General features: G+C 63.8%; 10 protein-coding genes. 3 read left to right on the forward strand and 7 right to left on the reverse strand.

The genetic code is table 11. From position 1 onward, the window contains the following. Window positions 1-9 precede the first annotated feature (9 nt). Together ACLRDN_RS13530 and ACLRDN_RS13535 are read right to left on the reverse strand one after the other, a co-directional pair. Window positions 10-960, reverse strand: coding sequence for a 2-hydroxyacid dehydrogenase (locus ACLRDN_RS13530; protein ID WP_413456695.1), 951 nt, complete (start codon window positions 958-960; stop codon window positions 10-12). Further along, window positions 957-1,373, reverse strand: a complete 417-nt coding sequence (locus ACLRDN_RS13535; RefSeq protein ID WP_039787428.1) for a VOC family protein — start codon at window positions 1,371-1,373, stop codon at window positions 957-959. Before ACLRDN_RS13535 ends, ACLRDN_RS13530 begins: the two co-directional genes overlap by 4 nt. Window positions 1,374-1,603: 230 nt before the next feature. On the opposite strand from ACLRDN_RS13535, the gene ACLRDN_RS13540 reads away from it, so the two are divergent. Further along, window positions 1,604-2,428 carry a universal stress protein gene (locus tag ACLRDN_RS13540; protein WP_145601981.1) on the forward strand — a complete coding sequence of 275 codons (825 nt, stop codon included), beginning with the start codon at window positions 1,604-1,606 and terminating at the stop codon, window positions 2,426-2,428. A 25-nt stretch (window positions 2,429-2,453) separates the two neighbouring features. On the opposite strand, the gene ACLRDN_RS13545 is transcribed toward ACLRDN_RS13540, so the two are convergent. Then, window positions 2,454-3,704, reverse strand: a complete 1,251-nt coding sequence (locus ACLRDN_RS13545) for a PepSY-associated TM helix domain-containing protein (protein WP_413456696.1) — start codon at window positions 3,702-3,704, stop codon at window positions 2,454-2,456. A gap of 66 nt (window positions 3,705-3,770) precedes the next feature. After that, window positions 3,771-5,882: a TonB-dependent siderophore receptor gene (locus ACLRDN_RS13550; protein ID WP_413460396.1), complete on the reverse strand. Its 2,112-nt coding sequence runs from the start codon at window positions 5,880-5,882 to the stop codon at window positions 3,771-3,773. A 281-nt stretch (window positions 5,883-6,163) separates the two neighbouring features. Here ACLRDN_RS13550 and ACLRDN_RS13555 point away from each other — a divergent pair, with 281 nt between their 5' ends. Then, window positions 6,164-6,439 (forward strand): PAAR domain-containing protein, encoded by a 276-nt coding sequence (locus tag ACLRDN_RS13555; protein ID WP_413456697.1) that lies wholly within the window; start codon window positions 6,164-6,166, stop codon window positions 6,437-6,439. 133 nt (window positions 6,440-6,572) lie between these two features. On the opposite strand, the gene ACLRDN_RS13560 is transcribed toward ACLRDN_RS13555, so the two are convergent. The 3 genes from ACLRDN_RS13560 to ACLRDN_RS13570 form a co-directional block, all read right to left on the reverse strand. Then, entirely contained in the window at window positions 6,573-10,361 is a 3,789-nt protein-coding gene (locus ACLRDN_RS13560) for a PAS domain S-box protein (protein ID WP_413456698.1), read from the reverse strand. A gap of 367 nt (window positions 10,362-10,728) precedes the next feature. Continuing rightward, window positions 10,729-11,100 carry a hypothetical protein gene (locus ACLRDN_RS13565; protein ID WP_413456699.1) on the reverse strand — a complete coding sequence of 124 codons (372 nt, stop codon included), beginning with the start codon at window positions 11,098-11,100 and terminating at the stop codon, window positions 10,729-10,731. Window positions 11,101-11,113: 13 nt separating this feature from the next. Further along, a complete protein-coding gene (locus ACLRDN_RS13570) occupies window positions 11,114-11,284 on the reverse strand; it encodes a hypothetical protein (RefSeq protein ID WP_413456700.1) in 171 nt (56 codons plus the stop codon). A 577-nt stretch (window positions 11,285-11,861) separates the two neighbouring features. On the opposite strand from ACLRDN_RS13570, the gene ACLRDN_RS13575 reads away from it, so the two are divergent. Then, window positions 11,862-14,060: an ATP-binding protein gene (locus ACLRDN_RS13575; protein ID WP_413456701.1), complete on the forward strand. Its 2,199-nt coding sequence runs from the start codon at window positions 11,862-11,864 to the stop codon at window positions 14,058-14,060. The last annotated feature ends 1 nt before the right edge of the window (window position 14,061 follow it).

Raw genomic sequence — 14,061 nt, forward strand, 5'->3', positions numbered from 1 at the left:
AGCTCGCACTCAATAACCGCGCTTGAGATCCACGTTGGCGGCGATCTCGCCGGTCTTGCGATAGTGGCGGATATTGGCGGCCACGATGGCTGAAGCGGTGCCCGGATCGGTCGGTGCCGAACAATGCGGCAGTACCGTCACCGCAGGATGCGACCAGGGCCAGGCCTCCGGCGGCAAGGGCTCGGTGGCGAACACGTCCAGCACTGCGTGACGCAACCTGCCCGCATCCAGCGCCTGGCGCAGCGCCTCATCATCAATGATCGGGCCGCGTGCGAAATTGATGAGCTGTGCCTGAGGCGGTAGCAGTGCCAGTCGCGCTGCATCCAGCAGTCCGCGCGTTTCGGGCGTCAGCGGCAGCAGGCAGACCAGGATGTCGGTCTGCGCCAGCATCTCCGCCAGTCCGTCCATGCCGCTGAAGGTCCGCACGTCCGGCACGTTGCGCGCACTACGGCTCCAGCCCAGCACCGGAAAACGTGCCTGGCGCAACGCAGCGGCTGCCGCTTCGCCCAGCGCGCCCAGGCCGAGGATGCCCACGCGGCGCTGCTCCGGCAGCACGTAGTCCAGCGGCTGCCATTGCCGGGCCTGTTGCTGACGGGCGTAATACGGCATGTCGCGATGCAGGTAGAGCGTCCAGGCCAGCACGGCTTCGGCCATGGTGGCCGCCAGGCGCGGATCGACCAGGCGCGTGATCTGCAAGTCGCTCTGGCCGAGATCGGCCACCAGCCGCTCCACCCCGGCCCAGACGCTATGCACCCACTGCAGTTGCGGCAGCAGTTTCAACTGCGCCGGATCAGGATTGGCGACAATGGCCACGCGGCATTGCGCGCGTTGCTCTGCGTCCAGCTCGCTGAAGGCTTTGATCTCTTCCTCCGGCATGGCCGCGCGTAAAGCCTGCAGCCACGACGCTACCGCAGCAGGATCACTCTGGCTGACGAAGGGAATCGGCATGGGCGCGCTCATTTGGCGTACACCGTCGCCAGATCGCGGAAGCCCTTGACTTCGATGGGGTTGCCCGAGGGATCGAGGAAGAACATCGTGGCCTGCTCGCCCGGCTCACCCGCAAAGCGGATCTGCGGGGCCAGCACGAATTGCACCTCGCCGCTGGCGCTGAGGCGGTCCGCCAGTTGCTGCCATTCATCGAGCTGCAGGATCACGCCCAAGTGCGGCATCGGCACCAGATGATGGCCGACATGGCCGGTGTTGCTCACGGCAAACGGCTCACCCAGGTGCAGCGAAAGTTGATGGCCGAAGAAATCGATGTCGACCCAGGTCTCGGTGCTGCGCCCTTCGGCGCAACCCAGCAGGTCGCAATAGAAGCGGCGCGACTGGTCGAGGTCGCGCACGTGGTAGGCCAGGTGGAAAATGGATGGCATGAAGAGTCCCGGATCGGCAGGCAGGTTGCGAAAGCCGACAAGCATACCGCAAGCATCGTGCTTGTATGGAAACAAGCCAACGATGCTTCCCTACAAGAGCCACGGGGCAGGATTGACGTGCGTCAAGCAGCCCGGGATTTGCGCTGGACGCATGGAGGTGCCCGGCCTAATCTGCCTACATGGCATCCCGCCCCGGATGTCTTCCCCCCACGAATTTCCGAGGAGCCACCATGAGCTACAAGTCCATCCTGGTCCACGTCGACCAGTCGCGCCACGCCGCCCAGCGCATCCGCATTGCCGCCGAACTGGCCCGCGCACAGCAGGCGCACCTGATCGGCAGCGCCGTCAGCGGCATCTCCAGCTTCATCACCATGGAAGGCGCAGCCTACATCGCAGCGCAGATGGATGGTTTCCGCGACCGCGCCCTGGCTGCGCTGGAAAACTTCGACAAGATCGCCAACAGCGTCGGCGTGCCCTCCTGCGAAAAGCGTTTCGTCGATGACGACGCCGAAGGCGGACTGGCCCTGCAGGCGCGCTATGCCGACCTGGTGGTGGTGAGCCAGGCGGATCTGGACGACGCCGATGACAGCTTCCTCACCGACCTGCCCGAATACGTCATGCTCAATTCACCGCGTCCGGTACTCATCATCCCCAGCGCAGGAGAATTCAAGCACGTGGGCAAGAATGCCCTCATCGCCTGGGATGGCAGCATGGAATCGACGCGTGCCATCACGGCCGCCCTGCCCCTGCTGCGCCAGGCCGACAACGTGACCGTGGTGCTCTTCAATTCCGACAAGCGCCTGGGCACGCACGGCGAGCAGCCCGGTGCCGACATCGCCCTCTACCTCGCGCGCCACGGCGTGAAGGTGGAAGTGGCACAGGAACAGACCACGCTCGATATCGGCAATGCCCTGCTCTCGCTGGCCGCCGACAAGGGCTCCGACCTGCTGGTCATGGGCGGCTATGGTCATACCCGTTTCCGCGAAGTGCTGCTGGGCGGCGTGACGCTGACCATCCTCAAGACCATGACGCTGCCGGTGCTGATGGCGCACTGACACCGTCATCCAGTCTCGCGCTCGCTCAGCGCGCCTCTACGACCGGCCCCTCGTGGGCCGGTGTCTTTTGAGCGGCCAGGCGCTCGCGCTGCTGCAGGCGGGCACGGCGCTTGCGCACCCAGATGATCACCCCGGTCACCGACAGCATCGCCACCAGCACGCCCATCAGCGAAATCAGCACACGCCCGGTCAGCCCGAGGATGCGGCCGGAATGCAGCGGGAACTGCGCCTGCAGGAAGAGATCGCCGGCACTGCCGCGCCCCGGAATCTTGCCGCCTTCATAGGCGCCGCTCATGGCGTCGAAATACAGCCAGGCATTGCCCAGGCCCACGTCGCCATGGTCATTGCCCGGCTGGAAGAAGCCCACGCCATAAACCCCGAACATGCCCGAGTAGAAGACCCCGCCGACCGGCTCCGTCAGGCCCAGCTTCTCGCCTTGGGCGCGTCCCAGTGCGACCGCCTGCTCGCGTGAAATACGCGGCTCCGGCACTTTCTCGGGTGCGACCGGGGTACGCGTATCGAAGGGGCCGGCGGTCAGGGTGGAGACGCTTTGCAGAATCGGCCGCATGACCTGCCGCTCCAGATTCATCGACACAGACGTCACCGCCAGCACCAGCAGCAAGCCCCAGATCCACACCCCGCCGGAGCGGTGCAAATCGAAGTTGAGCTTGTGCCCGCCCTCGCGCCAGCGAAAGGCCAGCGACTTGCGCCAGCTGCGCCAGTTGGGGAAGGAAAGATAGAGCGCAATGAAGCAATCCAGCGCCCACACGATCCCGATGATGCCCATGAGCCAGATGCCGGTCTCAATGCCGCCCAGGTCCGGCAAATGCATCGTGTAATGCAGCTTGTAGAGGAAGGGCAGCAGGTTTTCCCGCGCCAGCGAAATCGCGCCCCACATGCGGCGGCCCTGTATTTCACCGGTCACCGGATCGACGGCGATCTGGTTGTAATCCAGGGCCGGCAGCTTGCCGGTAGCCGGGTCCAGGCGCGGCTCGACCATCATGCTGATGGTGTGACCGGGTTCGGCCTCGGTGAGCACATAGGTCACGCGCAACTTGGGCTCGGCCGCTTCCACGCGGCGCGCCAGTTCCAGCCCGGGCAAGGGCTGTCCGGCGTCGGGACGGTCGGCGCTGCGGGCATGGAACAGTTGCGGATTGAGCCAGGCATCCAGTTCATGGTCCCAGGAGATTACTGCGCCGGTCACGCCGGCGATGAACAGGAAGACAGCCACGGCCAGGCCGAACCATCGATGAAGAAGAACGAGAAGTGCGCGCATGGGCTGGCTTACCTGGCTAAGTGGCGGAGTGATTCAGGAAGTGCTGGGAGGGCGGCCATGACCGGCTCAGAAATCGACCTTGGCCGACACGCTGAAGCTACGCGGATCACCCGGCTTGATGTAGTTCTCGTACTGGTATTGCCAGTAACGCTTGTCGAGCAGGTTGTTGACCGAGGCCCGGAAGGTCGTATCGTGCTGGCCAATGCGCGTGGTGTAGCTGGCGCCGAGATTGAAGAGCGTATAGCTGGCCAGCTCGATGTCGTTGGCCGCGCGCGCCATGGTGGTGCCGGTGAACTTGGCATCGGCCGAGAGCTTCAGTCCCGCCACCTGCGGCACCAGGTAGGCCACCTGGGCCGTGGCCATGTTGCGCGGCGCACCGGCCACGCGATTGCCGTTGTAAGTATTGCCCTGGTCGTACTTGGCGTCGAGCAGCATGAGGCTGCCGCCCACCTGCCACTGCGGCGCCACACGCCACGACGCCCCCAGTTCCAGGCCCTGGTAGTTGGACTGGCCGCTCTGCACCAGCGCACCATTGAGCGTGTACTCGGAGGCGCGCTCGATGCGGAACAGCGCAGCGGTGGCGCTCCAGTCCTGCTGGTCGGTCTTGGCACCGAGCTCGTACTGCTTGCTCTTGAGCGGTTTGAGCTGGCTGCCGTAGTTGGTATTGGTCACGCCCGGAACACCGCCCTGCTCCAGCGATTCCACATAGCTGCCATAGACGGTAGTGTTGCGCCCGGGCTTGAACATCAGGGCCACCGTCGGCGTCAGGGCCGATTTGTCATAGCGCGAACTGAGTGCGCCGGCCGTGGTGAAATTGTCCTGCTTGAACTGGTTGTAGCGGCCGCCAGCCAGCAGCGACCAGCGCTCCGAGAAATTCAGCGTATCGCTGGCGAAGATCGCCTGCTGGGTGATGATGGCGTTGTGATAGGTCTGCAGGTCGGTGCTGCTGTAATACGCATTGGTGTTCTGCGTGTAGAGGTTGCCGGTGCCGATCTGCTGGTACACCGAACTGATCGAGTAATCATTGACCTGCTTCTGCCAGGACGCGCCGACGACCAGCTGATGATCGATGCCGCCGGTACGGGCATTGCCCTCCAGCATGGCTTGCCACTGGTCGAAGGTATGTCCCTCGCGGCTGTCCGAACGCCAGTCGTTGTAGTTGCCGGCCGCGTCCGAGAGCATGGCGATGTCTTCATTGCGGAAACGCTTGGCGGTGCTGTGACTGTAGCTCAGGTTGGCCTTCCAGTCGGGATTGAGGCGATAGGTGAGCCCGGTCTGGTAGAGCTGGAAGTTGGTGTCCAAGTGCTGGCCCGGACCGACCAGGGTCTTGTCTGCCCCGCTGACCACCGATGGCAGGCGGCTCCCGGTCAGGTTGGTGGTGACCACCGAAGGGGTCTGGTCGGTGGAATTGCTGTTCTGCCAGATGGCCTGGAAATCCCAGGTCAGGTCGCGCGTGAGACGCCCGTCCAGCGCCAGCGACACCGAGTTGCGGCGGATGTGGCCTTCATTGAAAGTCTCGCCCTGGTCATGCGTGACGTTGAGACGATAGCCGAACATGTTGTCGTTGCCAAAGCGTCCGCCCAGATCGACGTGCTCGCTCAGGATGCTGTTGCTGGTATAGCCCACCGAGACACTGCGCACGGGCGTGTCGGTCGGCTTCTTGGAGACGTAGTTGAGCACCCCGCCCGGCGAGCCGAATCCATACATGAAGCCGGCCGAGCCCTTGAGCAGGTCGATGCGTTCGAAATGATCGTAGGGCAGCGTGATCCCATAGCCCAGGAAAGGCTTGCCGTCGATGCGGAAGGAATTCTGCCAGTCTGCCGGCAGGCCGCGAATGGTGATGTAGGACGCCCAGGCGCTGTAGCCGCCGCTGTTGTCGCTCACCGATGCCTCGTTGTAGAACAGGTCGCCGAGCTTGTTGACCTGCTTGTCGGCCAGATCGGCGGCGGTAATGCTGGTGACCGAGAAAGGCGTTTCCAGCAGGGAGCGCGATCCCAATGCGCCCGAAGTGGTCTGGCTCTGCAGGTGTTGCGTACCCTCCCCTGCACCGGCGGCGGAAACGGTCACGGTAGGCAGCTGGCTGCCGGCAGCGTCTGCCTGGGTTGACTGCGCCAGCACCAGCGCGGGAGAGCCGGCCAGCGCCATGCTGAGATAGACGGGACGCAGGGCACGCGACATGGCGCTGGGGCGCGCACGCAGGGAAGTCTGGAGCAAGGGATTCCTCTTCATATTCATTTTAATTAATACGAACGATAATAGTTCTTATTTATTTTATGAAATATGACAAGAAAAGGAAACCTCCCTTACAAAGTTTGTGCGCCGGGGCGCAATGGTCTCGAACAGATTCGAGGCAGCGCTTCAAAAAATTCTGAATGTGGTTGATCTCTTGCCGTCTATGGCCCTCAGCCGGACGGCTGGCTTTATCTTTCCTGCTTTCTTTTTTATGAAAGGAAGCGCACATGCCCAGGGCCATCATCCGTCTTGACGATCCCACCTCGCACGGCGGCGTTGTACAGGAAGGTTTTGCCAATGTGAAGTTGTACGGCAAGCCGATGGCGGGAGTCGGCCATCGCGGCTACTGTCCGCAATGCCGATGTGAATTTGTCATCCTGGCAGGTGAAGACAGCTACGAATACCTGGGACGCAGGGCCGCCGTGGAGGGCATGCTGACCTCCTGCGGCGCGGTGCTCATCGCGACCCAGCATCTGGCCAGGATCGAGCCCACCTCGAAATAGGCCCGATGCCGACGAAAAAATGGCCTGCCCACCGGGGTGAGCAGGCCATCTGCCGGACATCGAACGCAGACCAGGGAGGCAAATAGAGCGAGGCCCCACCGCGCCTGCACTTCCCTGCCCCTGCGGCGCAGCGTCAGGCAGCAGCGATCTTCTTGAGGATCTCCTGCAACTGGTCGATATCGTAGGGCTTGGGCAGCGAGTGCGAGGCAAAGCCAACATTGCGCGCCACCATGGCGCCATAGCCGGAAGCAAAGATCACCGACATCTCCGGGAAGCGTTCCAGCGCGCGTTTGGCCAGGTCCACCCCCGACATGCCGGGCAGGTTCACGTCCGTGAAGAGCACATCGAAACTCTGCTCGCCCAGCGCCTGCTGCGCATCCTCGGCACTGACCACGCCGCGCGCCTGGTGGCCCAGCGTCTCCAGCAGTTCGCACACCAGTTGCTGGGAATCGATGTTGTCCTCCACCACCAGCAGGCGCAGACCGCTGCTGGCTTGCGGCGTCTGCGCTGGCGCGGTGGCCACCTCGGTGGCGCTGCCAGCGGCGGCTTGATCGAAATACGCGTCCTGGCCTTCTGCTGGCCGCTGGCTGTCACCCGCCGGCAGGATATGGAGCGTGGCGCTGGCATTGGCCTGGTCACGCTCGCGCGTGAGCTGGGCCAGTTCGATGCGATGTGCGCGATTGGACAGCATCTGCCGGATGCGCTGCGCCAGCTGGTTGATCCGATAGGGCTTGGAGAGCAGCTCCACGCCGGCATCGAGCCGCCCTTCGTGGACGATGGCGTCGCGCGGGTAGCCGGAGGTGAAGAGAATCTCGATGTCTGGCAGCAGCTGCCGCGCCTGGCGCGCCAGTTCGGTGACGGGCACGCTGCCGGGCATGACCACGTCAGTGAACATCAGGTCGACCGGAATGCCACTCTGCAGGATGGCCAGGGCGCGTTCGCCGTTGTCGGCCTTGAGCACACGGTAACCCAACGAGGAGAGCGTATCGATGACCGTCAGTTGCAGGTTGGGATCGTCCTCCACCACCAAGATGGTTTCGTCGCCACCGCGCACTTCCATGTCGCGGTTGTCGTCGATCAGCACTTCCTGGTCGATGCAGCGCGGGAAGTAGATGCGGATCGTGGTGCCCTTGCCGGCTTCGCTGTGCAGGCTGATGTGGCCGCGGCTCTGCTTGACGAAGCCATAGGCCATCGACAGGCCCAGGCCGGTACCCTCGCCTTCGCGCTTGGTCGTGAAGAAGGGCTCGAAGGCCCGCTCGCGCACCTCGGGCGACATGCCGGCGCCGTTGTCGGAGATCTGCAGTTCCACGTAGTCGCCCGGCTGCAGGTCGGCCTGCGAGAGGAAGGCCGGGTCGCTCAACTGCACGTTGTCGATCTGCAGCGTGAGCCGGCCGCCGTTGGGCATGGCATCGCGCGAATTGATGGCCGTGTTGATGATGAGGTTTTCGACCTGGTTGGGGTCCAGCATGGTGTTCCACAGGTCATGCGTAATGACGGTGGAGATCTCGATGTTTTCCCCCACGGCGCGGCGCAGCAGGTCATCCATGTTCTGCACCACGCGCTCCAGGTTGATGCTGCGCGGCTGCAAGGGCTGGCGACGGGCAAAGGCCAGCAATTGCGAGGACAGCTTGGCACCCCGGTCGACGGCGCCGATGGCGGTGCGTACGCGCTGGCGGCTGCGGTCATCCAGGCGCGGATCGGTCTGCAGCAACTGCAGGTTGCCGCCGATGATCTGCAGCACGTTGTTGAAGTCGTGCGCTACGCCGCCGGTCAACTGGCCGACCGCCTCCATCTTCTGCATCTGGCGCAGCGCCGCTTCGGCACGGCTGCGCTCGACGATCTCTTCGACCACGCGCTGTTCGAGCGTGTCGTTGAGTTCGCGCAAGGCCTCTTCGGCGCGGCGCCGTTCGGTGATGTCGGTGGAAACCGCAATCATGGCCTGCGGACGGCCCTCGTCATCGACGATGCGGCTGATGTCGCTGGAGACCCAGAAGGAACTGCCATCCGGACGCAGGTAGCGTTTTTCGAGGGTAAAGGAACTGCCGTCGGCGATGCAGCGATTGAACAGGTTCATGTTCATCGGCACGTCTTCCGGATGGGTCACATCAGCAAGCGTCATCTCCAGCATCTCTGCTTCGCTGCGACCCAGCATGCGGCAAAGCGCCTGGTTCACGCGCAGGTAGCGGCCCTGCAAATCCAGCTCGGAGAAGCACACCGAGGCCTGGTTGAAGATCGCGGTCAGGCGGTTCTCGCTCCAGGACAGCGCCTGCAGGCCACGGCGGCGTTCGGTGAGGTCGATGAAGGTACAGAGCGCGCCCTGCAGTTCGCCATCCTGCCAGACCGGATGCGCCTGGTACTGCACCGGGAAACTGCTGCCATCGACGCGGATGAAGTCTTCACTGTCCACATGCGAGGTCAGGCCTTCACGTGCGGCCCTGAGCACGGCGCAACCGCCGCGCGGGCTGCCATCGTCGCCGGCGCTGACGATCACCTCATGGAGGTCGCGTCCCAGCACATCCTTCTCGCTGGCGTAGCCGAGCAATTGCAGGAAGGCCGCATTGCAGAGCGTGACGATGCCGTCGCGGTCGATCGAGAAAAAGCCCTGGTCGGTCGAATCGAGCAGCTGCCGCACGAAGGCATTGTTGGCGCGCACGCTGGCCTCGGAGGCGGCCAGGGCCTGCTCCATGAGCTTGCGCGAGGTGACATCGAAGACCACCCCGACATAGCGTGAACCGGCGCGCGGATCGTCTTCCACCACCTCGCCCTTGCGCGCCAGCCAGCGCTGCTCGCCATCGGGACGGGTGATGTGGTATTCGGTGTATTCCAGCGGATTGCGCGGGCCGCCCTCCTTGATGCGCGACGTGCCCAGGTTGGGATGGAATTCTTCGTCGATCATGTCCACCAGCTGCTGCGAGATTACCTCGCCCTCAGCCGGCAAGCCCCACAAGCGGCGGAAACGATCCGACACCGCCAGCTTGCCGGAGACCGGGAACCACTCGAAGATGCCGATCCCGCCGGCACGGTCGACGATGCGCAAGCGCTCCTCGGCCACGAAGCGTTCGGTGACGTCGTTGCCCTCGATGAAGATGCCGGCCACCTGGCCCCGGGCGTCCCGGATCGGCTGGAACACGAAGTCCAGCACGGCGCCGGCAAAACCGATCTCGTGCGCGCGCCGCAGGAACAGGCGGGCCCCGCGTTCGGTGTAAGCCTGGCCGGTCTGGTAGACCCGGTCCAGCAAGGCAAACAGATTTTCGTCCAGTAGTTCCGGCAGCGCCTCGCGCGCCGGCAAGCCCAGCACCGGGCGATCGCCGAACAGTTTGAAGTAGGCGCCATTGACCCGCTCGAACACGTGCTGCGGGCCGCGCACCACGGCCTTGAAACTGGGCGACTCTTCCATCAGGTCGCGCAGGAGGTCGGTATGGGCCAATGCGCCATCGAGGGCGCTAGCGCGCACCAGCGTGCACAGTACCCCGGCCACCTGCGCGGGCTGATCGTCGGCGCTGTCTTCCCACACCGGCACGCAGGTGATATCCCACTGGCTGGCGATGTCCTGGGCTTGCCCGGTCTCTTGGAAAAGGGCCAGGCGCGGCAATTGCTGCTGCTTGCCCTTGAAGGCTGCGCCGATCGCCGCTTCGCACAGACGGCCAGCGCCGCGCCAGAGCGCCGACCCGTTCAGCGGCGCGCCAAAGGCGGACGGATGGGCCGCGCCGATACAGGCGGCGAATGCGTCGTTGTAAAGCATCTGGCGTGCTGAACCCCATACCAGCAGACTCGGCAGGGGCGAATGCAGCGCAATGTTGAGGGAGGTGCGCAAGGTCGGCGACCATTGCGCCGGCGCACCCAGCGGACTTGTGGTCCAGTCGGTCGCCGTAACGATCTGCGCGGCCAGGCCTGTACCGCGCAACCAAGAAATGTCTGCCATGTCGTGAAACTTACCTTTAAGCCTAGCTTTGAGCACCGAGGTCGGTCTGGCGGGCGACAGGCTTGCGCCGTCTTGCTCCCGCTGGTCCCTTCATTGTTGTTCGCATCCGCTTGGAGCAGGCGTTGCAGACCAGGCGCATGCGCCCGGCGCGCCTGCTGCGTGCCGCGGATGATTATACGGGAAGCCCGTGCCGCTTCCGGGCGCACTCTCAGCCCACGAAAAAACCGTCATCGGCCGCGAAACCGCATGGCGCAAGGGTGCTGGCAGACTTCCTGTTTTCCTACACGAAATCGCGCCGCGCACCTACACGCGCAGGCCCATGCAGAGGACACACCAACGGCGTGGCCATACGGGTCGCGGAGAAGATTCAGCTGGATTTCTCGGACTTCTTTTTCAGCGCCCGCTCTTCGCGCAGGAGGCGATTGAGTTCGGCCAGTTCCTGCACCGCTTCCTGGGTCAGGATCACCGGTTCGTTGGGCCGATAGGCGCGACCGCCGAGGCGGCCATTCATGCCGATGTAGGCGCGTGCGCAGCGGCGCCGGTAGGCCAGGATATCTTCCTCGCCGTGCAGCGGCTGCCCTGCGCTGTCCTGGGCCGGCTCGGGATAGGCCGGCAAGGGCTCGGGCTCGATCTCGCCCCCATGGCCCTGCGAGGCGATATGGTTGCGATAGGCCGTCCAGTCGCCTTGGGAAATGGCGATCAGAGGATCATAAGGATGGGTGGAATCAGACTTGTCCATGAGGCTACCCTGCTCAAAGATCCGACGCTGACCACTTGCGCCGGGCTGGTTGCAACTTCAGCTTGTCCTGTGCAGCATCGCTGCTGGCCTGGGCATGCAGGCGCTCGCGCTGCCACTGATCGGCCAGCCGTGTCGTCTGGCCGACACCGTGATCGATCTTTTCCCTGTGTTTCATCGACAGCATGGGGTGTTCGCTCCCTGATCTGCGCCAGGTCGCCGTACTGTCTCGCGCTTCGAATGACACTTCATTTTAGCCAGCCCGCGCCAAACTGGAAGAGCTTGATGCAAAGGCCGGCACGAATTGTGGTTTCTGAAGACTTGACAGCGCAGGACCGGGCATTCTTTTCCCATGCGGCATCGCCGGCCCCATCCATGGAGCAACAAATCCGGCCATGCCGCGTTGTTTCTGCGAGTTTTGAGAGATCTTAGGACCAGGCACGGATGAGTCCTATCGGACTGCGCCCGATTGGCTTGTAGGACAAAATGGAAAAAATGCAGCCACGCGAGACAACACGGATCGTTCAGCTCAGCAGTGCGAATTAATTGTTGTTCAGCCTGCACACGGCTCGGCGATGACGCCTATAATCGGCCTTTCCCGAAGTTAAGAAGTCGCATCATCTGCCATCGCAGCCATCGGCTGCCGGACAGGAGACCCGGGGTCTTCTGGATGCGCCGTCCTTCGCCCTTACAACTTGCGGCCGCGGTGGTCCACGCGCCGGCAGTTCGATGCCCCGCCCCGGCAGGCATCGAGAAAGTAGTGCATGAGCAATCCCTACCACGCAGTGCGCCGTCGACCTGTCGACCTGAGCAATTGCGATCAGGAGCCGATCCACATTCCGGGCTCCATCCAGAATCATGGCGCCCTCCTGTGCTTTTCGCCCGAAGGCCAGCTGGTCACGCGCAGCGCCAATGCCGCTGCGCTCTTGGGTGCCCTGCCCGAGGTCGGGCAGCCGCTGGGTGCAGAGCATCTCAACGAGGCCGCTCGCGCGGTCATTCATACCGCGCTGGAAGACCGCCATGGCTATGTCGATTCGCGCCTGATTTCGCTCGACAGCGGCGCCTTCGACCTGGTCACCCACAAATCCGACGGCGTGCTCATCGCCGAATTCGAACAGCGTCCCACCGATGCGCTGTCGCTGGAGGGCTTTGCCCTGGCCGCGCACCAGGCCATCCAGCGCATCCAGCGCCAGCCTGGCGTGGAAGACCTGCTCACGTTGGCCGTCGACGAAATCGCCCGCATCACCGGTTTCGACCGTGTGATGGCCTATCGCTTCCTGCATGACGACAGCGGCGAAGTGGTCGCCGAACACAAGCGCGAGGATCTCGAACCTTTCCTCGGCCAGCGCTATCCGGCCAGCGACATTCCGGCCCAGGCGCGGCGCCTGTACGTGATCAATCCGATTCGCCTGATCGCCGACGTGAGTGCGCCCACCGTAGCGCTGGAGCCGGATCACAATCCCCTGACCGGCGGCCCGCTGGACCTGAGCCACAGCATGTTGCGCAGCGTCTCGCCGGTGCACATCGAATACCTCAGCAATATGGGCGTAGGGGCCTCGATGAGCCTGTCGATCGTCATCGGCGAGCGTCTCTGGGGCCTGATCGCCTGCCACCACATGACAGCACACCTGGTGCCGCATGCGGTGCGCATGTCGTGCCAGCTGCTTTCGCAATTCGTCAGCGCCCTGGTGGAACGCAATCTCAACGGCGAACGCGCCCGCGCACTGGAATACAGCGCCGACCTGCGGCGCCAGATCGTCGCCCAGGTCACCGACCGCGAAGACATCGTGCTGGCCCTGGCGGCCGACCACGACGGCTTCGTGCGCCTGATGAACGCGCATGGCGGCGCCATCTCCATGGAGCGCAAGACCCAGGTCTTCGGCAAATCGCCTCCGCGTGAAGGCGTCAACGCGCTCATCAACTGGCTCAACGAAAACGAACCGGGCGACATCTTTTCCACCAGCGCGCTGGGCGCCGACGTTCCCGCACTGAAGGCAGTGATGGGCGATATCTGCGGCGTGCTGGCCGTACGCTTCTATCGCGAACAGGATGGCTATGCCTTCTGGTTCCGCACCGAACAGGTGGAAGACGTGCGCTGGGGCGGCAACCCCGAAAAGAAATACAGCATCGGCCCGCTTGGCCCGCGCCTGACGCCGCGCGGCTCCTTCGCCGTCTGGAAGGAGACAGTGCGCGGCAAGAGCCTGCCCTGGGAAAAGACCGAAACCGAAGTCGCCAGCCAGTTGCGCCTGGACCTGCAGGAAGTGGCGCTGTCCAACGAGAACATGGTCAAGCGTGCGCGCGAAACCCTGCTGGCCACGCTGGGCCACGACCTGCGCGATCCGCTGCAGGCCATCATGATGGCCGCGCGCATGATCGAGGTGCGCGAGCATTCGCCGTCGAGCTCGAACCTGAGCAAGCGCATTTCGTCCTCATCGAGCCGCATGCATCGCCTGATCTCCCAGGTGCTCGACATCAGCCGCCTGCAAAGCGGCATGGGACTGGATATCCAGCGCCGTCCGCTGGATGTGCGCAAGATGGTCACGGAAATCGTCAATGAAGCGCGCATGGCCTATCCGGACAACGAGATCATCCTTGAAGCCGAAGACTGCGGTGAGATCGAACTCGATGGCGACCGCATCAGCCAGGTGGTCTCCAACCTGCTGTCCAATACGCGCCATCACGGCGAGATCGGCAAGCCGTCGACGCTCATCGTGTTCCGCCGCGAGGATGTCCTCACGATCTCGGTCTCCAACCACGGTCCGGCCATTCCGGCGGCGGTGCGCGAGCACATGTTCAAGCCCTACAAGAAGGAATCCATGGGCAACCAGCGCAATGCGCGCGGCCTGGGCCTGGGGCTCTACATCGTCAGCGAGATCATCAACGGCCACGGCGGCAAGATCGCCGTGAACTGCGACCATCACATCATTACCTTCACCGTCACCCTGCCGATTTTGCCCGGTTGAA

The organism is Herbaspirillum huttiense (assembly GCF_047300815.1).
Classification (GTDB): domain Bacteria; phylum Pseudomonadota; class Gammaproteobacteria; order Burkholderiales; family Burkholderiaceae_D; genus Herbaspirillum; species Herbaspirillum huttiense_A.

What these genes read in the sequence shown, in the direction of transcription:
- ACLRDN_RS13530 (WP_413456695.1), bottom strand. Translation starts at nt 960, where the DNA reads ATGAGCGCGCCCATGCCGATTCCCTTCGTCAGCCAGAGTGATCCTGCT.
- ACLRDN_RS13535 (WP_039787428.1), bottom strand. Translation starts at nt 1,373, where the DNA reads ATGCCATCCATTTTCCACCTGGCCTACCACGTGCGCGACCTCGACCAG.
- ACLRDN_RS13540 (WP_145601981.1), top strand. Translation starts at nt 1,604, where the DNA reads ATGAGCTACAAGTCCATCCTGGTCCACGTCGACCAGTCGCGCCACGCC.
- ACLRDN_RS13545 (WP_413456696.1), bottom strand. Translation starts at nt 3,704, where the DNA reads ATGCGCGCACTTCTCGTTCTTCTTCATCGATGGTTCGGCCTGGCCGTG.
- ACLRDN_RS13550 (WP_413460396.1), bottom strand. Translation starts at nt 5,882, where the DNA reads ATGTCGCGTGCCCTGCGTCCCGTCTATCTCAGCATGGCGCTGGCCGGC.
- ACLRDN_RS13555 (WP_413456697.1), top strand. Translation starts at nt 6,164, where the DNA reads ATGCCCAGGGCCATCATCCGTCTTGACGATCCCACCTCGCACGGCGGC.
- ACLRDN_RS13560 (WP_413456698.1), bottom strand. Translation starts at nt 10,361, where the DNA reads ATGGCAGACATTTCTTGGTTGCGCGGTACAGGCCTGGCCGCGCAGATC.
- ACLRDN_RS13565 (WP_413456699.1), bottom strand. Translation starts at nt 11,100, where the DNA reads ATGGACAAGTCTGATTCCACCCATCCTTATGATCCTCTGATCGCCATT.
- ACLRDN_RS13570 (WP_413456700.1), bottom strand. Translation starts at nt 11,284, where the DNA reads ATGCTGTCGATGAAACACAGGGAAAAGATCGATCACGGTGTCGGCCAG.
- ACLRDN_RS13575 (WP_413456701.1), top strand. Translation starts at nt 11,862, where the DNA reads ATGAGCAATCCCTACCACGCAGTGCGCCGTCGACCTGTCGACCTGAGC.